The 18,811-nt window shown below is 68.9% G+C and carries 17 protein-coding genes; 11 read left to right on the top strand and 6 right to left on the bottom strand.

The window, feature by feature from the left end; translation table 11 throughout:
• The first annotated feature begins 97 nt into the window (after positions 1–97).
• From dnaK to CGUA_RS12080, 4 genes are all read left to right on the top strand, one after another.
• A complete protein-coding gene (gene dnaK / locus CGUA_RS12095) occupies positions 98–1,951 on the top strand; it encodes a molecular chaperone DnaK (protein ID WP_290196028.1) in 1,854 nt (617 codons plus the stop codon).
• Between the two features lie 2 nt (positions 1,952–1,953).
• Positions 1,954–2,658: a nucleotide exchange factor GrpE gene (gene grpE / locus CGUA_RS12090; RefSeq protein ID WP_290196026.1), complete on the top strand. Its 705-nt coding sequence runs from the start codon at positions 1,954–1,956 to the stop codon at positions 2,656–2,658.
• A 184-nt stretch (positions 2,659–2,842) separates the two neighbouring features.
• On the top strand, positions 2,843–4,033 hold the full coding sequence (dnaJ, locus tag CGUA_RS12085) for a molecular chaperone DnaJ (RefSeq protein WP_290196024.1): 1,191 nt from the start codon (positions 2,843–2,845) through the stop codon (positions 4,031–4,033).
• Positions 4,034–4,048: 15 nt separating this feature from the next.
• Positions 4,049–4,525, top strand: a complete 477-nt coding sequence (locus tag CGUA_RS12080; RefSeq protein ID WP_374725078.1) for a heat shock protein transcriptional repressor HspR — start codon at positions 4,049–4,051, stop codon at positions 4,523–4,525.
• Positions 4,526–4,547: 22 nt separating this feature from the next.
• On the opposite strand, the gene CGUA_RS12075 is transcribed toward CGUA_RS12080, so the two are convergent.
• Both CGUA_RS12075 and CGUA_RS12070 read right to left on the bottom strand, forming a co-directional pair.
• Positions 4,548–5,777 carry an alpha/beta hydrolase gene (locus tag CGUA_RS12075; protein WP_290196019.1) on the bottom strand — a complete coding sequence of 410 codons (1,230 nt, stop codon included), beginning with the start codon at positions 5,775–5,777 and terminating at the stop codon, positions 4,548–4,550.
• Positions 5,774–6,028, bottom strand: coding sequence for a hypothetical protein (locus tag CGUA_RS12070; protein ID WP_290196016.1), 255 nt, complete (start codon positions 6,026–6,028; stop codon positions 5,774–5,776). The genes CGUA_RS12075 and CGUA_RS12070 overlap by 4 nt, the downstream gene beginning before the upstream one ends.
• A 91-nt stretch (positions 6,029–6,119) precedes the next feature.
• Between CGUA_RS12070 and CGUA_RS12065 the strand changes: the two genes are divergently transcribed.
• Complete coding sequence (locus CGUA_RS12065) at positions 6,120–6,932, top strand: nitrilase-related carbon-nitrogen hydrolase (protein WP_290196014.1); 813 nt, start codon at positions 6,120–6,122, stop codon at positions 6,930–6,932.
• 14 nt (positions 6,933–6,946) lie between these two features.
• On the opposite strand, the gene CGUA_RS12060 is transcribed toward CGUA_RS12065, so the two are convergent.
• From CGUA_RS12060 to CGUA_RS12050, 3 genes are all read right to left on the bottom strand, one after another.
• The gene (locus CGUA_RS12060; RefSeq protein WP_290196012.1) at positions 6,947–8,131 is read right to left on the bottom strand and encodes an FAD-binding oxidoreductase; all 1,185 of its coding nucleotides are present in this window, start codon (positions 8,129–8,131) and stop codon (positions 6,947–6,949) included.
• Between the two features lie 46 nt (positions 8,132–8,177).
• The gene (locus tag CGUA_RS12055; RefSeq protein ID WP_290196010.1) at positions 8,178–9,245 is read right to left on the bottom strand and encodes an LLM class flavin-dependent oxidoreductase; all 1,068 of its coding nucleotides are present in this window, start codon (positions 9,243–9,245) and stop codon (positions 8,178–8,180) included.
• Between the two features lie 122 nt (positions 9,246–9,367).
• Positions 9,368–10,534, bottom strand: a complete 1,167-nt coding sequence (locus CGUA_RS12050; protein ID WP_290196008.1) for an NAD(P)-binding domain-containing protein — start codon at positions 10,532–10,534, stop codon at positions 9,368–9,370.
• 133 nt (positions 10,535–10,667) lie between these two features.
• On the opposite strand from CGUA_RS12050, the gene CGUA_RS12045 reads away from it, so the two are divergent.
• From CGUA_RS12045 to clpB, 3 genes are all read left to right on the top strand, one after another.
• Positions 10,668–12,026: a sodium/glutamate symporter gene (locus CGUA_RS12045; RefSeq protein WP_290196006.1), complete on the top strand. Its 1,359-nt coding sequence runs from the start codon at positions 10,668–10,670 to the stop codon at positions 12,024–12,026.
• A gap of 108 nt (positions 12,027–12,134) precedes the next feature.
• A complete protein-coding gene (locus tag CGUA_RS12040; protein ID WP_290196004.1) occupies positions 12,135–13,583 on the top strand; it encodes a DHA2 family efflux MFS transporter permease subunit in 1,449 nt (482 codons plus the stop codon).
• A 228-nt stretch (positions 13,584–13,811) separates the two neighbouring features.
• Positions 13,812–16,376, top strand: a complete 2,565-nt coding sequence (clpB, locus tag CGUA_RS12035) for an ATP-dependent chaperone ClpB (RefSeq protein WP_290196002.1) — start codon at positions 13,812–13,814, stop codon at positions 16,374–16,376.
• A gap of 76 nt (positions 16,377–16,452) precedes the next feature.
• On the opposite strand, the gene CGUA_RS12030 is transcribed toward clpB, so the two are convergent.
• A complete protein-coding gene (locus CGUA_RS12030) occupies positions 16,453–17,517 on the bottom strand; it encodes a M20 family metallopeptidase (RefSeq protein WP_290195999.1) in 1,065 nt (354 codons plus the stop codon).
• 106 nt (positions 17,518–17,623) lie between these two features.
• On the opposite strand from CGUA_RS12030, the gene CGUA_RS12025 reads away from it, so the two are divergent.
• Genes CGUA_RS12025 through CGUA_RS12015 form a run of 3 tightly spaced genes read left to right on the top strand, consistent with a single transcriptional unit; the run spans position 17,624 to position 18,809 of the window.
• Entirely contained in the window at positions 17,624–18,022 is a 399-nt protein-coding gene (locus tag CGUA_RS12025) for a DUF302 domain-containing protein (RefSeq protein WP_290195997.1), read from the top strand.
• Positions 18,023–18,026: 4 nt separating this feature from the next.
• The gene (locus CGUA_RS12020) at positions 18,027–18,440 is read left to right on the top strand and encodes a DUF4265 domain-containing protein (RefSeq protein WP_290195995.1); all 414 of its coding nucleotides are present in this window, start codon (positions 18,027–18,029) and stop codon (positions 18,438–18,440) included.
• 6 nt (positions 18,441–18,446) lie between these two features.
• The gene (locus CGUA_RS12015; RefSeq protein WP_290195993.1) at positions 18,447–18,809 is read left to right on the top strand and encodes a hypothetical protein; all 363 of its coding nucleotides are present in this window, start codon (positions 18,447–18,449) and stop codon (positions 18,807–18,809) included.
• The last annotated feature ends 2 nt before the right edge of the window (positions 18,810–18,811 follow it).

The raw sequence follows: 18,811 nt of genomic DNA, 5'->3' as shown, positions 1-18,811 counted from the left end.
CTTCGACTCAAGGCGTGTGCTACACTCTTTGTCAGAAGTTGAGTCTCGACCGGTCAACTTTAGAGAGAATCCCAACAAATTCAGGAGGAAACCCGTTATGGGACGCGCAGTAGGAATCGACCTCGGTACCACCAACTCCGTGGTCTCCGCCCTTGAGGGCGGAGAGGCCACCGTTATCGCCAACTCCGAGGGTTCGCGCACCACGCCGTCGATCGTCGCTTTCGCCAAGAACGGCGAGGTCCTCGTCGGACAGTCGGCGAAGAACCAGGCGGTCACCAACGTCGACCGCACCATCCGCTCCGTCAAGCGCCACATGGGCACGGACTGGACCACCGAGGACATCGACGGCAAGAAGTACACCCCGCAGGAGATCTCCGCCCGTACGCTGATGAAGCTCAAGCGCGACGCGGAGGCCTACCTGGGTGAGGACGTCACCGACGCCGTCATTACCGTTCCGGCCTACTTCGAGGACGCCCAGCGTCAGGCCACCAAGGAAGCCGGCCAGATCGCCGGCCTGAACGTCCTGCGCATCGTCAACGAGCCGACCGCGGCCGCACTGGCCTACGGCCTGGAGAAGGGCGACAAGGAGCAGACCATCCTCGTGTTCGACCTGGGTGGCGGCACCTTCGACGTCTCCCTGCTGGAGATCGGTGACGGCGTCGTCGAGGTCATCGCCACCGCCGGTGACAACGAGCTCGGCGGCGACGACTGGGACCAGCGCATCGTCGACTGGCTCGTCGAGAAGTTCAAGACCTCCAACGGCGTCGACCTGTCCAAGGACAAGATGGCCATGCAGCGTCTGCGCGAGGCGGCCGAGAAGGCGAAGATCGAGCTCTCCGCCTCCCAGCAGGCCTCCATCAACCTGCCGTACATCACCGTCGACGCGGACAAGAACCCGCTGTTCCTGGACGAGACCCTGTCCCGCACCGAGTTCCAGAAGATCACCCAGGACCTGCTCGACCGCACCAAGCAGCCGTTCAACCAGGTCATCAAGGACGCGGATCTCTCCGTCTCCGACATCGACCACGTCGTCCTCGTGGGCGGGTCCACCCGTATGCCGGCCGTCACCGACCTGGTCAAGGAGCTGACCGGCCGGGAGCCGAACAAGGGCGTCAACCCGGATGAGGTCGTCGCCGTCGGCGCCGCCCTGCAGGCCGGCGTCCTGCGCGGTGAGGTCAAGGACGTGCTGCTGCTCGACGTCACCCCGCTGTCCCTCGGCATCGAGACCAAGGGCGGCGTGATGACCAAGCTCATCGAGCGCAACACCACCATCCCGACCAAGCGCTCCGAGACCTTCACCACGGCCGAGGACAACCAGCCCTCGGTCCAGATCCAGGTCTTCCAGGGCGAGCGCGAGATGGCCTCGGCCAACAAGCTGCTCGGCTCCTTCGAGCTCGGCGGCATCGCCCCGGCACCGCGCGGCGTCCCGCAGATCGAGGTCACCTTCGACATTGACGCCAACGGCATCGTCTCCGTGTCCGCCAAGGACAAGGGCACCGGCAAGGAGAACACCATCACCATCCAGGATGGCGGCGCCCTGTCGGAGGAGGAGATCGACCGCATGGTCAAGGACGCCGAGGCGCACGCCGAGGAGGACAAGAAGCGCCGCGAGGAGCAGGAGACCCGCAACTCCGCCGAGTCCGCCGCCTACCAGACCCGCAAGTTCCTGGAGGAGAACGGCGACAAGGTCTCCGAGGACGTCAAGACCAAGGTCACCGAGGCCGCCGACGCCGTCGACGAGGCACTCAAGGGTGAGGATCTCGAGGCCATCAAGGCCGCCGTCGAGAAGCTCAACACCGAGAGCCAGGAGATGGGCAAGCAGATCTACGAGGCCCAGGCCAACGAGGGCGCCACCCAGGCCGGTGCCGCCGACGCCGACGCCGACCCGAACGTGGTCGACGCCGAGGTCGTCGAGGACGAGGAGTCCGACAAGAAGGACGGAGACAAGTAAGAATGACCACCCCAGGCATGCCGAACGATCCGGGCAACCCGGACGAAACCGACGAGCAGAACCTCAGCCCGAACGAGGCTGAAGCTGAAGCCGCCGCTGCGGCTGAGGCCCAGGGTGTCGACGAGGACGACGACGTGTACACCACGCAGCCGGACCCGACCGTTGACGGAGAGATCGACCCGACCATGGAGGCGACCCTGTCCGCCGAGGTCGACGAAGCTCTCTCCGACATCGAGGCGGAACTGGCCGACCAGGAATCCGCTCCGAGCGTCGAGGCTGAACTGGCCGAGCGCACGGAGGATCTGCAGCGCGTGAGTGCCGAGTACGCCAACTACCGTCGCCGCACCGAGCGGGACCGGGAGGGCCTAGTGCTCAGCGCCAAGGCGTCGGTCCTGACCTCGTTGCTGCCGGTGCTTGACGACCTCGAGCTCGCCCAGCAGCACGGGGATCTGGAGGAGGGCTCGCCGTTGAGGGCGTTCGCGGACAAGCTGCGCGACACCCTCAAGAGCCAGAAGCTGGAACCCTTCGGCGAGGAGGGCGAGGCCTTCGACCCGGAGATCCACGAGGCCGTGCAGGACCTGTCCTCCGGCGAGGAGAAGGCTCTCGGCACGGTGCTGCGTAAGGGCTACCGGGTAGGCGACCGCCTGGTCCGGACCGCGATGGTCATCATCGCGGATCGGGACGCCGACGCCGCCGCCTCGGAGTAACCGTTCCCGCAGTTCGTGACGTACGCACCGCCACCCGCGACAGCCGGCCCGCCAGGATCGACCCCTGGGAAGGCACGCTCATCCTGGGTGGCGGTGCGTTTTCACGTGATTAGATACTTAGCGATAAACGAAGAATTAGGACACGACCAGAGATGACCACGATTCAGAAAGGAGGGAGCGTGCGATGACAGCCCCACGTGAATGGGCGGAGAAGGACTTCTACGCCGATCTCGGCGTCTCCTCGTCCGCCAAAGCCGACGAGATCAAGCAGGCGTACCGCAAGCTCGCTCGAGAAAACCACCCCGACAAGAACCCGGGCGACAAGGCCGCCGAGGACCGTTTCAAGAGGGCGGCCACCGCCTATGACGTCCTCGGCGACGAGGACAAGCGCAAGGAGTACGACGAGCTGCGCAGGATGCTCCGCTCCGGCGGTGGGTTCGGAGGCGCCGGATTCCCCGGCGGGTTTCGCACGACGACGTCAGCGCCCGGCGACTTCGACTTCTCCGACGTCTTCGGATCGGCTTCAGCGGGCGGAGGATTTGGCGCGGACGGCGGTCTGGGCGATATCTTCGGTGGCCTCTTTAACCGTGGCGGCGGTGCTGGCCGGACAGCTCGGCCGAAGCGGGGAGCGGACGTCGAAACTGAAATCACGCTCGACTTCCGGGAAGCGGCCAAGGGGACGACGTTCCCGATCCAGCTGAGCGGCAACGCCCCGTGCACGACCTGCCACGGTTCGGGTTCCCGCTCCGGCCACCCCGTCACCTGTGACAAGTGCGGCGGCGTCGGTTACATCACCCAGCAGCAGGGCGCCTTCGGGCTCTCCCAGCCGTGCGACAAGTGCGGCACGACCGGCAAGGTCATCGAGGACCCCTGCCCGAGCTGCCACGGCACCGGCACGGTGCACCGCACCCGCTCCATCACCGTGCGCATCCCCGCCGGCGTCATCGACGGGCAGAAGGTGCGCCTGGCGGGACAGGGGGAGGCGGGCCCGAACGGGACTCCCTCCGGCGACCTCTTCGTCACCGTCCACGTCCGGCCGGACGCGGTGTTCACCCGGGACGGCGACGACCTGGAGGTGACCGTGCCGGTCTCCTTCGCCGAACTGAGCCTGGGCGGCACCGTCACGGTGCCGACCCTCGACAGCCCGGTGAAGGTGAAGATCCCCGCCGGCACCCCGGACGGCCGCACACTGCGCGTGCGCGGCCGCGGCGTCCCCAAGCGCGGGGACAGCGCCGGCGACCTGCTGGTCACGGTGCAGGTGAAGGTGCCGACCACCCTGGACCCTGCGGCCACCAGCGCGCTGCGCACCTATGCGCAGGCGGAGAAGGACTCCGGATTCGACCCGCGTGCCGGATGGGCCGGTAACGCCAAGTAATGAGGAGGTGACGATCTGATGAGTTCCGAAGGGGACGCCAAGAACAAGGGCGCCGAGGCCACCGACAAGCAGGGGGCCAGGGACACTGCCGAGGTCTTCGTCATCTCTGTCGCGGCCGAGATGTCGGGGCTGCACGCGCAGACCCTGCGCACCTACGACCGCATCGGCCTGGTCACGCCGCGCCGCACGTCCGGCGGCGGGCGCCGCTACACCTGGCGTGACGTCGACCGGCTCCGCGAGATTTCCCGGCTGTCCCAGGAGGACGGCGTCAACCTCGCCGGCATCAAGGAGATCATCCGGCTGACCCGGGAAAACGATCGACTCCGGGCCGAGCTCGCCGCCGAGCGCGCCAGCAACCGCGAGCTGCGGGAACGGATCGCGGAAGGATCGAGCGTCCCGCCCGGGCGGGAGCTGGTCCACGTCCCGCGCAGCTCCGCCGTGGTGATGTGGGAACCACGCCGACTGCGCAACCGTCGCCGCAGCGTGAGGTAGTCGACGGGGACCGGGCCACCGCCTACGGGCGGGGGCCCACCTCCTTTCCGAAGGCGTCGAGGAACGCGGACGTCGAGTCCGGCCCGGCGCGGAAATACCAGGAGTGATCGCCCATGACGCCGGCGTCGATCTCCCACACGTTCGCCCCGAAGCCCGGGGAGGTGGGGTCCACCCCGTGCACCCCGGCGAGGGGGCCGGTCGCCAGGGAGATGGGATCCCCGGCGACGGTGACCGCGTGGACCCGCGGATCCTGACTGAGCAACTGCAGCTCAGAGGCGTGGCGCGCGCCGGTCCCCGGGGAACCGACGAAGACGACGTCGTCGGCGGACAACCCGCCGGTGCGCGGGTGGGCGGAATAACCGACCACCACCGAGCCGTAGCTGTACCCGACCACCGTCCTGGCGGCGTCGGGGAAGCGCAGCCCCAGCTGGTGCTGGAAACTAGCCAGGTCGACCGCGCCGCGGCGGGCGGGGAAGGAGTCCCCGCCGTGCAGCACGGTGGGTGGGGCCTGATAGCCGAGCCACACCACCCCGACCCCGCCTCCCTCCCCGTCCACCGCCGCGGCCATGTCGCGGGCCTGGCTCACGTGGCTGTCCCAGCTGCCGGGGTCGAGGCTGCCGACGCCGGGCACGTGCGTGATCAGGTGCGTGCTCGCGGCCAGGGTCGGCGGATCCGCCGCCGCGGCGACGAAGCCGACCTCGGGAAGCTGCAGCAGGGTGAGACCGTGGGCGTCGGCGAGTTCGCGCACCCGGGGTGACGCCGCGTCGTAGTACAGGTCGTGGGCGGCCTGCAGTTCGGCGGCCCGGTCTTCCCCCCACCCGGCGGGCGGGTCGACGCTGGCGCCATCGCCGTGGCGCAGCGCAAGTAGGGAGGTGGCGGTCATGGCGTCGAGCAGCTCACCCGAGGCGTGAAGCCAGCCCAGGAGGAGGACCACCGGCGCGCTGACGTCCAACCGGGGCCCCGCGAGGACCGTGAGCCGGGACAGCACCGCCTCCAGGTCCAGCTGCAGCGACGCCGCCAGGCGCAGCACCTCGGCGGCCCGACTCAGGGCGAGGATGGTGGGCGTCCATCCGCCGGCGGCGGTGGTGAGGGCACGCAGCGCCGCGTCCGCGGAGAGCCCGGTGAAGCCGGTCCCGGGCAGCAGGTCTGCCTCGGCGTAGGAGGCGGCGCGTTCACGGCGCAGGTGGTCGGCGGCGTCGGCAAGCAGCCCGGCCTGCTCGCCCAGCTCCCGGGAGCCCAGGGGAAGGGTCATCGGCGCAGCTCCGCGGCGGTGTCCCCGTCCTGCGTCTCGACGCGCCGGTGCACGCGGACGACCTCCGACCAGTCCCGGTGGAGGGTGTGCGCCAGTGCGCCGATCTGCCGGGACCAGTCGGCCAGGCAGGCCGCGAGGGCGGCCGCGGTGCGGGACCCGGCGGGGACGACGGCGGGCAGGGCGACCGTGCGGGGACGGTCCCGGCAGGCCAGGGCGTGGTCATGGCTGGAGGTGGTGGTGGTGAGCGTCATGCCCCGCATTATGCGACGGGAGCGGTCTGCGCGGGCGCGGGCCGCCGCCGGCCTGTGGATAACTCGCGTTGTCCACAGGTAGCCTGGGCGCATGAGGATTGCTGCCGTACAGATGACCACTGGACCGGACACCACCGAGAATCTCGCGCACGCGTCGGCGCAGGTGCGGGAGGCCGCCGCCCGGGGCGCCCGTCTCATCGTCCTGCCGGAGGCGACCTCCCAGGCCTTCGACACCGGGCGCCTCGACGGCCAGGCCCAGGATCTCGAGGGGCCCTTCGCCACGGGTCTGCGGGAGCTGGCGGCCGAGCTCGACGTCGTGATCGTGGCGGGCATGTTCCGCCCGGCCGACACCATCGAGAACGACCGGGGGAAATCCATCCACCGTGTCTACAACACCGCGCTGGTCACGGGCGCGGGGCTGCACACCGGCTACGACAAGATCAACACCTACGACGCCTTCAACTACCGCGAGTCCGACACCGTGCACCCGGGGGAGGAGCCGCTGGTCGTGGAGGTCGACGGGGTCGGCGTGGGGGTCGCGGTCTGCTACGACGTCCGCTTCCCCGAGTTGTTCATCCGGATGGCCCGCCAGGGCGCGAAAATCATCGCCCTCCCCACCAGTTGGGCGGACGGGGCGGGCAAGCTCGAGCAGTGGCGCACGCTGACCGCGGCCCGGGCCCTGGATTCGACTAGCGTCATCGTCGCCACCGGCCAGGCCCGGCCGGGCGGGGTGGACCAGGCCGGGAAGGAGAGCGGCCCGACCGGCATCGGCCACTCCGCGGTCGTCGCCGCGAACGGCCGCCGCCTGGCCGAGGCCGGCTACGAACCGGAGATCCTCGTCGTCGACGTCGACGTGGCGGAGATCGACAAGGTCCGCAGGGCACTGCCGGTCCTGGGGCTGTAGCGGGTCGCCGCCGTCTACAGCGGTCGGGGCCAGGGGACGCCCTCGTCGTAGCGCAGCATGGAAATGCGCGACCAGGCCAGCCCGCGGAAGCTCAGGCGCACGATGGTCGCGTCCACCTCGGCGGCCGGCCCGAGCACCATGACCTCCTGGTCGCCCAGACGCGCCGGGTCGAGCCAGGAGTCGACGAATTCCGCGACGGTGCCGCCGATCTCGGGAACCGGACCCGGCGCTGCGGCGCGCAGCGCCCACGGGTTGTGGCCGAAGCGGCTCACCGGCGTCACCTTCAGCCAGTCCAGCTGCGCGGCCAGCGTGGACATCACGTCCCAGTCGTAGAGTTCGGCGGGGTACTCGGCCGCCAGGATGAGGTGCACCGGGGCGCGCCGGGTGCCCAGCCGATCCAGGATCAGCGCCTTCGCCGCGGCCAGGCCGGTGCCGTAGGCGACGATCGTGCAGGGCCCCTCCGGCAGGCTGACCCCGTCGCGGCCGGCGCCGAAGGACCAGAGGTCGCCGGGGCGCGGCGTGGCGAGGAACTGGGAGGCCCGGCCCTCCTCGACGAGCCTGACGTGCAGCTCCAGCGTGCCGTACTCGTTTGGGGGAGTGGCCGGGGTGAGCATGCGCCAGATGCCGGGCAGGTAACCCGACGACACCGGCAGTGACTGGCCCGCGCGATAGTCGAAGGGCAGGCCCGATTCCAGGTGGACGACCGCCAGCCGACGGGTCACGCGCCGGACCTGGGAGACTTCCCCGATCCAGGCCGCCGGAATCCCCGCGACGTCGGCGGTGCGGGCCGAGGAACTCATGGCGGTGACCACGCCGCCCACCGCCCGTTCCGCGGCGTCGAGAAGCCCCTTGTCGACGCCGCCGTGGCGCCCGGCCAGCTCACGGAGGGTCTCGGTCAGCGCCTGCCCGAAGTCCCGGTAGAGCTCCGCGGGGAAGCCGTGCCGGCGGTGGGCGAGGCCGACCCGGCGCATGCGGGCGAGGACCTCGTCGGGGATGCGCGCACCCGGCGTCGACCGCTCCAGCACCCACGCCAGTGAGGGGGCGAGCTGGGTGTGGGCGTCGGCGTCGCGCATGGGGAAGAGCTGGCGGGCCTGCAGCTCACGGGTGTAGAGCCGCTGTTGGGCGAGCACACGGAATTCTTCGGCGTGCTCGCGCAGAAGCCCGGCCAGAGGAGCGAAGGAGGCGGGCGTGTCAGACATGGGTTCCATTGTGCCTGACGCGCCCGCCTCTTTCGTGGCGGCCCGGTTAGTCGATCGCGTAACCGGTGACCTTGCCCTCGGTGTTCGGGATCCAGCCGAGCGCCGGGGCGACGTGCTCGGCGAAGTTCTGCAGGATCGAGACGTTGAGATCCACGCCCATCTGGTTCGGGATGGTCAGCAGCAGCGTGTCCGCGGCCTCGATCGCCGGGTCGGCCTTGAGCTGTTCGATGAGCACGTCGGGCTCGGCGGCGTAGGAACGGCCGAAGGTGACGTTGCGGCCCTCGCCCAGCGAACCGATCTGATCCTCCCCGGTCGCGGAGGTGGCGAAGAGCTGGCGGTCGCGGTCGCTGACGATCGGGAAGATCGAACGGGAGACGGACACGCGCGGGGTCCAGTCGTGGCCGGCCTCCTTCCATGCCTGGCGGAAGGCCCGGATCTGCTCCGCCTGGACCTCACCCAGGGTGCGGCCGTCGGCCTCCGAGACAAGCGTCGAGGACATGAGGTTCACCCCGTCCTTGGCGGCCTGGATCGCGGTGTCGTTGGTGCCGGATCCCCAGAAGATGTTCTTGCGCAGCCCCTCGGCCTGTGGGAACACCGGCAGCGGGGTGCCCGAGCGGTACATGCGCGGGTACTGCTTCTCGACGGGGGCGGCCTTGGCGACGCCATAACCGTCGATCGCGGCCAGGAATGACTCGAACTTGGTCCGGGCCATGTCCGCGCCGTTCTCCGCCTCCGCGGTGTAGCCGAAGGCCTCCCATCCCTTCCAGGCCGGCTCCGGTGAACCGCGGGAGACCCCGAGAGCGACCCGTCCGTCGGACAGCAGGTTCAGCGCGGCGGCCTCCTCTGCCAGGTAGAGGGGGTTCTCGTAACGCATGTCGATGACGCCGGTGCCGACCTCGATGTTTCTGGTCGAGCCGACGATCGCGCCGAGCAGCGGCATCGGCGACGCGCCCTGCGGGGCGAAGTGGTGGACGCGGAAGGAGGCGTTGTTGACGCCGATCTCGTCGGCGGCCTGGGCGATCGCCAGCCCGTCCTTGAGAACCTGGGCCGCGCCCGGGCCCTGCTGGCCGCCGATGGCGTAGTGGCCGAAGCTCAGAAAGCCGAAAGCCTTCATGGTGGGTGTTCTCCTAAAGAATTGTGTGTTGGCCTGCAGGCCAGTATAGGTGACATGTCAACGTGCGACAAGGGTGAAGTTTAAAGTTTCGGGGCGGGGGCTGGGGGGGCGAAGGGGCGTCGTCACGCCTGTGCCCGCAGGAACTGGTGCGCCACCCGTCCCGCCTTGCGGCCGGCCCGCGTCGCGCCGATCGTCGACGCCGTGGAGCCGTAGCCGACCAGCAGCACGCGCGGGTTGACGGCGGTGGTGACCTCGTCGGCCATCTCGATGCCCCCGAGGCGGCTGCGCAGCTTGAGCGGGGCGAGATGGCGCAGCGACGGCCGGAAACCGGTGTTCCAGAAGATGACGTCGACGTCTCCGAGGACGGTGCCCGCGGGGAAGGGGGCCCAGGACTCCGGGAAGACCAGTTCGGCGTTCTCGGAGGGGCCCAGCCCCTCGGCCTTCTGGGCCAGGGGTTCGCCGAAGATCACGCCGTTGGGGGTGATCTGGTCGAACATTCCGCGCGAGACCAGCAGCCCGCGCCTCACCCCATCGACGTAGTCCGGGATCATGCCGATGCCGGTGGTGCGCACGACCGACGCCGGGCGCTCGCCGGCGAAGGTGCGCTCGCGGACGGCGTCCTCGACGTCGAGGCCCCACTGCTTGTCCTCGTCCTTCCAGCGGTTGGTGAAGTTCGGCGGGCGACGGGTGGCCCAGACGGTCTCGGTGACATCCTCGAGCTCCAGCAGGAACTGGATGGCGGAGAGGCCGCCGCCGACGACGAGGGTCTTCCTGCCGCGGAACTCCTCGGCGCTGACGTAGTCCCTGGTGTGCAGCTGCAGGCCCTCGAAGTCCTCGATGCCCGGAATATAGGGGACGTAGGGGTTGTCCCAGGTGCCGGTGGAGTTGAGCAGGACGTCGGTGGTGAACTCGCCGGCCTGGCTGATCACGCGCAGCGGTCCGGCGGGCTCGCGCTCAGTGGCGGGCTCCACGCGCGAGACCTTCGCCGGGCGGATGACCTTGAGGTCGAAGGTGTCCTCGTAGTCGCCGTAGTACTCGGTGACCAGCGTGGAGGAGGGCACGGTCGGGTCCGGGCGCTTCATGGGCAGGCCGGGCAGGTCGGCGATGCCGTGGGCCTTGCCCAGGGTGAGCGAGTCCCAGCGGTGGCGCCAGGCGCCGCCGGGGCCTTCGTTGGCGTCGAGGACCGCGAAGTCGACGCCGGGGACGAGTCCGCGCCGGGCGAGTTCGTGGGCGGCGGCCAGGCCCGCCTGGCCGGCCCCGATGATGATGGCCTGGAAGTGGGGTGTCATGGCGCCATCCTACGCCAGATTGCTGACGTGTCAACAGGATTGGAAGGGGGCTGCCCGCCTTGACGGTGTTCAACGTCCCCTAACATGAGCCCGGCATTACTTATCGGACTACTTATCTAGGCAGGTGTTTCGCGTGGAGTACACGCCGTACAACATGCTCATCGACGTCGGCTGGATTTCCCTGCTGATGATCATCGGCAACTTCCTCCGCAACCGCGTCAGGATCTTCCAGCAGCTCCTGCTCCCGGCCTCGATCACCGCCGGCCTGCTGGGCCTCGCGTTCGGCCCGGAGGTGCTCGGCTGGATCGGCTTCTCCGACCGGATCGGCACCTACACGACCATCCTGATCGCCATCGTGTTCGCCTCCATGGCGTATTCCATGGAGCTCGGCGGCACCGTGACCAAGGGCGCGCGCAACATGTGGAGCTACTCCACCGGCATGTTCATGGGGCAGTGGGGCCTGTTCGTCCTGCTGGGCGTGTACTTCTTCAAGCCGGTCTTCGGCACCGAGGACTGGTTCGGCATGATGCTGCCGGTCGGTTTCGTCGGTGGCTTCGGCACCGCCGCGGCGGTCGGTTCCTCCCTGGAGGCGGCCGACGCCGCCGGGGCCAGCTCCCTGGGCTTCACCGCCGCCACCGTCGGCACCCTGGCCGCCATCGTCGGCGGCATCATCGTGGCCAACTGGGGCATGCGCACCGGCCGGGCATCCGGTTTCACCGACGGGGAGCTCCCCGACGACATGCGCACCGGCTACATCAAAAACCTCGAGGAGCGCCCCTCCATCGGACGCGCCACCACCAATCCCTCCTCGATCGAACCGATGGCGCTGCATATTGGCGTGGTCGTCTTCACTGTGCTGGTGGCCTACCTCGTCAACGGCCTGGTCAACGACCTCTTCCCCAGCGTGTCCATCCCGCTGTTCGCCATGAGCTTCGTCATCGGCCTCCTCGGCCGGGTCATTCTCGGCGTCACCAAGCGCCCGGATTACCTGGACAAGCCGACGATCGGCTCGATCTCCGGCGCCGCCACCGACTACCTCATCGCCTTCGGCATCGCCTCCATCGTCCCGGCCGCCATCGTCAGCTACTGGGTGGAGCTGCTCGTCCTCTTCGTCCTCGGCGTCGTCTTCTGCGTCATCTTCCTGCTGGTTGTCTCGCCCGTGTTCTTCGGCAGGAACTGGCTCGAGCGCGGCATCTTCTCCTGGGGCTGGGGCACCGCCGCCGTCGCCACGGGCATCGCCCTGCTGAAGATGGTCGACCCGAAGCAGAAGTCCGGCACGCTCAACGAGTACGGCCTGGCCTACGTCGGCTTCGCCCCCTTCGAGATCGCCATGACCATCTTCGCGCCGATCGCTGTCCTGGCCGGCTTCACCGCCGGGTTCGGCTGGACCGCGCTCATCATCGCCGTCGTCGTGATGGGCGCGGCCTTCTTCCTGAAGTGGGTTCCGGTCCGGGAGGGGCGGCCCTCCGCCACCACCCTGGCGGACGATTGACACCGCCCCACCCCCCAGTAGTATTGCGACGGTGACCACCGGCCCAGAGCCGGTGGCCCTCGTTGCTTTCCGCCCCCGCGGGAGGCGTCACGTGGAAGGAAAACACCCTTGTCGACTCCCGATAACCGCCCCGCCGACCGCCTGTCCGGCGAGGTCGTCATGGCCCTCGTCGTGCTGGTGCTCACCTCCTTCGTGATGATGATCAACGAGACCTCGCTCTCGGTCGCGCTGCCGCACATCATGGCGGAGTTCGACGTCACCGCGGCGATCGCCCAGTGGTTGCTGACCGGCGTGATGCTGACGATGGCGATCATGATGCCGACCACCGGCTGGATCCTGGATCGCTTCACGACGCGCGCCGTCTATCTCTTCGCGGTCATCGTGTTCTTTCTCGGCACGGTGCTGGCGGCGGTCTCGCCGGCGTTCTGGGTCATGCTCCTGGGCAGGGTCTTCCAGGCGATGGGGACGGCCGTGATGATGCCACTGCTCCTGACCGTCGTGATGACGGTGGTCCCCTCGCGACGCCGCGGTTCGATCATGGGCGTCATCTCCGTGGTCATGGCCGTCGGCCCGGCGCTGGGGCCGAGTTTCGCGGGCCTGATGATGACCATCGGCTCCTGGCACCTCATCTTCTGGGTGCTCGTCCCGGGCATCGCCGCGGCCGGGGTGATCGGCGCCTGGAAGCTGGGCAACGTCGGTGAGCTCAAGGCCACGCCGCTGGACCTGATCTCCGTGTTGCTCTCGGCGCTGGCCTTCGGCGGCCTCATCTACGGTTTGAGCTCGATCGGCATCGTCCTCGACGGTGGCCGTGGCGCGCTGATCGTCGTCGCCGCGGCCCTCGTCGGAGTCCTCTCGCTGGTGCTCTTTATCTGGCGCCAGATCGCCATGGGCAAAAAGGGGCGGGCGCTGCTCGACCTCGGGCCCTTCGGCGTCCGGAACTTCAGCTTCGGCTTGGCCGCCATGGTCACCATCCAGTTCGCCCTCTTCGGCGTCGTCAACCTGCTGCCGATGTACCTGCAGGGCGCGCTGTTGGCGACCGCGCTGGCGGCCGGGATGGTCAACCTGCCCGGTGGCCTGGTCGAGACCGTGCTCTCGCCGATCGCCGGCGCCCTCTATGACCGCGTCGGTCCGCGCCCGCTGATCATCACCGGCACGATCATCATGTCCGCGTCGCTGTTCTGGCTGTCGACCATCGACGAGAACACCGCGATCGGCACCGTCGTGTGGATGTTCGCCGTTCTCTCGGTCGCCCTGGCGATGGTGCTCACACCGCTGATGACGAACTCCCTCGGATCCCTGTCCGCCGACCTCTACAGTCACGGCTCGGCGATCATGAACACCCTGCTTCAGCTCGCGGGGGCGGCGGGCACCGCCGTGCTGATCGCGGTGTTCTCCTATATCAACGTCGCGGGGGGAGGAAACCGGGCCGCCATGGCCGACGGCACCGCCCGGGCATTCCTGGTCGCCGCCGTGGTCAGCCTCGTGGCCGTCGCCCTGTCCTTCTTCATCACCCGGCCGGCCGGGACCCGTGAGGTTGTGGTGGACAGCCTCGACTAGCGGATGGTGGGCGGGCCGGTCGCGGCGCGCGGGCCGGACGTGAAGTTCGCAGGCCGGGGCCGGTCGTCCCCGCCCTTCGGGCTACTGCGGGCGGCCGGGCATCCGCCTAGAATGGAAGTCAACTTGAGTGCACGCGACTAAAGTTTTTTCGGGTTGAGTGGAACAGACTCAACTTCTGGTGCGTTGTACTGGGTGACAAACCATGAAGTAGGAAGAGAGGACCAGCATATGAGCTCGTTCAACCCCACCACCAAGACTCAGGAGGCCCTGCAGCAGGCTCTGCAGCAGGCCTCCGCCAACGGCAACCCGGACATCCGGCCGGCGCACCTGCTGGCGGCGATTCTCACCCAGAAGGACGGTGTCGCCGCTCCCGTCCTCAAGGCCACCGGCGTCGACGCCGAGACGGTCGCCGCGGAGGCCGCCGAGCTGGTGGAGTCTTATCCGAAGGCGCAGGGCCAGAACATGGCCAACCCCAACTTCAACCGCGAGGCGCTCAACTCCCTGACCGCCGCGCAGGAGCTCGCGGGGGAGCTCGGAGACGAGTACGTCTCCACCGAGGTGCTGCTCGCCGGTATCGCCAAAGTTGACTCCGACGCGGCCCGCCTGCTGACCAAGCGGGGCGCGACCTACGAGGCCATCACCGGCGCCTTCCCGAGCGTGCGCGGCAACCGCAAGGTCACCACGCAGGAGCCGGAGGACCAGTTCCAGGCGCTGGAGAAGTACTCCACGGACCTGACCGCGCGTGCCCGGGAAGGCAAGATCGACCCCGTCATCGGCCGTGACTCCGAGATTCGTCGCGTCGTGCAGGTGCTCTCCCGCCGCACGAAGAACAACCCGGTGCTCATCGGCGAGCCGGGCGTCGGCAAGACCGCCATCGTCGAGGGGCTGGCCCGTCGCATCGTCGCCGGCGACGTCCCGGAGTCGCTGAAGGGCAAGACCCTCATCTCCCTGGACCTGTCCTCCATGGTCGCGGGCGCGAAGTACCGCGGTGAGTTCGAGGAGCGTCTCAAGGCCGTCCTCGAGGAGATCACCTCCGCCAACGGTGAGATCATCACGTTCATCGATGAGCTGCACACCATCGTCGGCGCCGGTGCCTCCGGCGAGGGCGCGATGGATGCCGGCAACATGATCAAGCCGATGCTCGCCCGCGGTGAGCTGCGCCTGGTCGGCGCCACCACGCTCGACGAGTACCGCAAGTACATCGAGAAGGACGCCGCTCTGGAGCGCCGCTTCCAGCAGGTCTACGTCGGGGAGCCGACGGTGGAGGACACCATCGGCATCCTCCGCGGCCTGAAGGAGCGCTACGAGGTCCACCACGGCATCCGCATCCAGGACTCCGCCCTGGTCGCGGCCGCGGAGCTCTCCAACCGCTACATCACCAACCGCTTCCTTCCGGACAAGGCGATCGACCTGGTCGATGAGGCAGGTTCCCGCCTGCGGATGGAGATCGACTCCTCGCCGCAGGAGATCGACGAGCTCGAGCGCATCGTCCGACGCCTGGAGATCGAGGAGATCGCCCTGGAGAAGGAGACCGACGCCGCGTCGAAGGAGCGCCTGGAGCAGCTGCGCCAGGACCTCGCCGACGAGCGCGAGAAGCTTTCCGAGATGCAGGCCCGCTGGGCCAACGAGAAGGGCGCGATCGACAAGGTGCAGGCGGCCCGCGAGGAGCTGGACGAGCTGCGCCAGGAGTCCGAGAAGGCGGAGCGCGAGGGCGACTACGCCCGCGTGTCCGAGTTGCGTTATGGCCGCATTCCGGAGCTGGAGAAGGAGCTTGCCGACGCCGAGGCGGAGGCCCACGACCGAGGCAACGGCGCCATGCTGGAGGAGGAGGTCACCCCGGAGACCATCGCTGACGTCGTCTCCGCCTGGACGGGCATCCCGGCCGGCAAGATGATGCAGGGCGAGACCGAGAAACTGCTCAACATGGAGTCCGTGCTGGGCAAGCGCGTCGTCGGTCAGCGGGAGGCCGTGGTCGCGGTCTCCGACGCGGTCCGCCGCTCGCGGGCGGGCATCTCGGATCCGAACCGCCCGACCGGCTCGTTCCTCTTCCTGGGCCCGACCGGCGTCGGCAAGACCGAGCTGGCCAAGGCGCTGGCGGAGTTCCTCTTCGACGATGAGCGCGCCATGGTGCGCATCGACATGTCGGAGTACGGCGAGAAGCACTCGGTCGCCCGTCTCGTCGGCGCCCCTCCGGGATACGTCGGCTATGAGACCGGCGGTCAGCTGACCGAGGCCGTCCGTCGCCGCCCCTACACCCTGGTGCTCTTTGACGAGGTGGAGAAGGCCCACCCGGACGTCTTCGACGTGCTGCTGCAGGTGCTCGACGACGGCCGCCTCACCGACGGCCAGGGCCGCACGGTGGACTTCCGCAACACGGTCATCATCCTGACCTCGAACCTGGGCGCCGGCGGCAGCCGCGAGCAGATGATGAACGCGGTGAAGGCCACCTTCAAGCCGGAGTTCGTCAACCGCCTCGACGACGTCGTCATCTTCGACCCGCTCTCCGAGGAGCTGCTGCGAGGCATCGTCGACATCCAGCTCGGCGACCTGCAGGAGCGGCTGTCCGAGCGTCGTCTGGGCCTCCGGGTCTCCGACGCCGCGAAATCCTGGATGGCCGAGCGCGGCTTCGACCCGGCCTACGGCGCCCGTCCGTTGCGTCGACTCATCCAGAAGGTCGTCGGGGACACGCTGGCCAAGAAGCTGCTGGCCGGTGAGGTCCGTGACGGCGACACCGTCCACGTCGACGTCGCCGACGGTGGCGAGGCGCTCACAGTGGAGCGCTGGAACCACTAGCTGATTCCGCCACGGGGGCGCCGGAAGGTCCATGCCTTTCGGCGCCCCCGGCTTTTCCGACTGAGCCTGCCGACGGCTACCCCAGCGCCTGCGCCACCGTCCGGAAGTTGCGCAGCGCCTGCGCCAGCGAATCGACATGCATGACCTCGTCGACGGTGTGCATCTGATCCGGGTGGCCCGGACCCCAGATGATGGTGGGGGCGCCGCCGACCAGTTCCTGGATGACGGCCGCGTCGGTGAAGTAGGTCGCCGGCCCGGACGCCGGGAACTGCTCCATGACCCCGGGCACGGTCTCCGTGTTCAGCGCGGGCAGGTCGAAACGCTGCCGCACGCTGAACTCGGGTCCCAGGGCGTCCAGCCAGGCACGCAGCGCACCGCCGCCGTTGACGGTGCGACAGTCCAGCGTCAGCTCCGCGTGGTCCGGGACGATGTTCGGCGCCTGCCCGCCGGAGATCATTCCGAGGTTGATCGTGTCGGAGCCGAGGTACTCGTCCTCGGAAAGTGGCGCGGTCCCGAGACGCGAAATGACCTTCTCCGAGAGAAGCGTGATCGCGTTGATTCCCGCCGCAGGCGTCGAACCGTGCGCGGAGCGACCGTGGGCGGTGACGTCGAACCACGCCGCGCCCCGGTGTCCCCGGGAGTAAACGTTGTCGGTCGCCTCGGGAACGACGACCAGCTGCGGGGTGAATCCGAGGGAGAGACTGCTGGCCACCTCGGCGGCGCCGACCCCGCCGATCTCCTCGTCGGCGGTCATCAGCAGCGCCACCCCGAGATCCCGGGCGGCGGCGTCGGCGAGCGTGGTGACGGCGGCGGCGAGCCCGCCCTTCATGTCGACGCTGCCACGCCCGTGGATGACGTCCCCGTCGGCCACTCCGCTGTGCGGGTTCCGCGTCCAGTCGTTGACCTCGCCGACCGGCACGGTGTCGGTGTGGCAGACGAAGAGGAGTGCCGGCTCCTTCGGCGTGCGAACGAGCGACCACGGGCGGCCCTCGCGGGACGTGGTCACCTCGAGGTCGTGGCGACTGAGGTAGTTGAGGCAGGTGTCCTGGACCGCGGCCTGGCCGTGGTGGTCGCCGGTCACGCTCGGGATGGCGACGAGACGGGAGGTCAGTTCAATGGTGGCGGAGAGCAGCTCGGTCATGGCACAAGGTTAGCGAAATCCCGCTGCCCCGAGCCGACGGCGCGATAGGCTGGAAAGCGCAGTCCCGGTGACTGGCCGGGGCACGACAAGGAGTAAGGAAACAGCCATGGCACTGACCACATCCGTTACCTTGACCACCGACTTCGCCGACGCCGTCGAGCGCACCCGCGCCGCCCTCGCCGACCAGGGCATGGGCGTCGTCTCCGAGATCGACATGACCGCGACCCTCAAGAAGAAGCTCGACGTCGACATCGAGGACTACCTCATCCTGGGTGCATGCATGCCAGGGTTCGCGCACCAGGCCATCACGCAGGAGCCGAGCATCGGCTCGCTACTGCCATGCAACGTCGTGGTGCGCACGAATCCGGACAATGCGGACGAGGTCATCGTGGAGGCGATCGACCCCCGCACCCTCCTCAGCCTGGTCGGTACCGGGGAGCTGGCCTCCACCGCCGACTCCGTCCAGGAGGCGCTGGTCGGCGCGTTGAACTCGCTGTCCGGATAACTGCATGACCCGTATCATCACCCGCGTCGACCGCGCCGGCGTCGACACTGAGGAATTGAGGGCGCGCCCGGTGGGGGAGGGGCGTTTCATCGTTTCCTCCATCCCCTTCACGGACATTGACCTGGCGCTCGGCGACATCGTGGACTGTGTGCGGGTCGACGGCGAATGGCACGTGGATTCCGTCGTCGTGCGCGGCGGCAACTCCACCCTGCGAATCCTGCCGAGCGGGCCCGTCAACCTCGTCGGCCCCCTCCTGGACGCGGGATGTCGGGTGGAGCAGGGCCCCGCCGGCTTACTGGCGGTGAGCGTCGGCCCCGACGGGCCGTACCACGGCATCACCGCCTGGCTCGAGGGGCTCGTCGAGTCCGGTCTGATCGACCTCTCGCCCGGCTATACCGCAGGAGGGGCACTAGACTGACCGCCCATGTCTGAGATTTCCACCGACTGGGTGTGGAGCATGCCCACCGTCGGCATCCCCTGGTGCACCTGCGGCCCCGATCCGTTGACGGGTCTCCCGAAGCACCCCGTGACCCGCCCGCAGCTGGTGCAGGCCGTCGTCGACGCGCTGGGCTCCCTGCCGGAGACCGTCACCCGTCAGGAGCTGATGCTGATCAACCTGCGCTTCTGGCGGTTCCCCGTCATGACCCAGGCCAACGCGGATGCGCTGCTGCGGTCGGTCAAGGCCGTCACCGGGGAGGTCCCGGAGACTTTTGACGTGGCCACGGCGGTGGCCGTCCTCAAGCACTTCTCCAACACCTGGCCGGGGGAGCCCGCCGGCGACGGATAACC

It is taken from the genome of Corynebacterium guangdongense, assembly GCF_030408915.1.
In the GTDB taxonomy this organism is placed as follows: domain Bacteria; phylum Actinomycetota; class Actinomycetes; order Mycobacteriales; family Mycobacteriaceae; genus Corynebacterium; species Corynebacterium guangdongense.
The sequence above is the reverse complement of the archived record's forward strand: the minus strand, read 5'-3'. Positions and strand labels throughout refer to the sequence as shown.

What these genes read in the sequence shown, in the direction of transcription:
- CGUA_RS12030 (WP_290195999.1), bottom strand. Translation starts at nt 17,517, where the DNA reads ATGACCGAGCTGCTCTCCGCCACCATTGAACTGACCTCCCGTCTCGTC.
- dnaJ (WP_290196024.1), top strand. Translation starts at nt 2,843, where the DNA reads ATGACAGCCCCACGTGAATGGGCGGAGAAGGACTTCTACGCCGATCTC.
- grpE (WP_290196026.1), top strand. Translation starts at nt 1,954, where the DNA reads ATGACCACCCCAGGCATGCCGAACGATCCGGGCAACCCGGACGAAACC.
- clpB (WP_290196002.1), top strand. Translation starts at nt 13,812, where the DNA reads ATGAGCTCGTTCAACCCCACCACCAAGACTCAGGAGGCCCTGCAGCAG.
- CGUA_RS12050 (WP_290196008.1), bottom strand. Translation starts at nt 10,534, where the DNA reads ATGACACCCCACTTCCAGGCCATCATCATCGGGGCCGGCCAGGCGGGC.
- CGUA_RS12065 (WP_290196014.1), top strand. Translation starts at nt 6,120, where the DNA reads ATGAGGATTGCTGCCGTACAGATGACCACTGGACCGGACACCACCGAG.
- CGUA_RS12075 (WP_290196019.1), bottom strand. Translation starts at nt 5,777, where the DNA reads ATGACCCTTCCCCTGGGCTCCCGGGAGCTGGGCGAGCAGGCCGGGCTG.
- CGUA_RS12015 (WP_290195993.1), top strand. Translation starts at nt 18,447, where the DNA reads ATGTCTGAGATTTCCACCGACTGGGTGTGGAGCATGCCCACCGTCGGC.
- dnaK (WP_290196028.1), top strand. Translation starts at nt 98, where the DNA reads ATGGGACGCGCAGTAGGAATCGACCTCGGTACCACCAACTCCGTGGTC.
- CGUA_RS12055 (WP_290196010.1), bottom strand. Translation starts at nt 9,245, where the DNA reads ATGAAGGCTTTCGGCTTTCTGAGCTTCGGCCACTACGCCATCGGCGGC.
- CGUA_RS12020 (WP_290195995.1), top strand. Translation starts at nt 18,027, where the DNA reads ATGACCCGTATCATCACCCGCGTCGACCGCGCCGGCGTCGACACTGAG.
- CGUA_RS12070 (WP_290196016.1), bottom strand. Translation starts at nt 6,028, where the DNA reads ATGACGCTCACCACCACCACCTCCAGCCATGACCACGCCCTGGCCTGC.
- CGUA_RS12025 (WP_290195997.1), top strand. Translation starts at nt 17,624, where the DNA reads ATGGCACTGACCACATCCGTTACCTTGACCACCGACTTCGCCGACGCC.
- CGUA_RS12060 (WP_290196012.1), bottom strand. Translation starts at nt 8,131, where the DNA reads ATGTCTGACACGCCCGCCTCCTTCGCTCCTCTGGCCGGGCTTCTGCGC.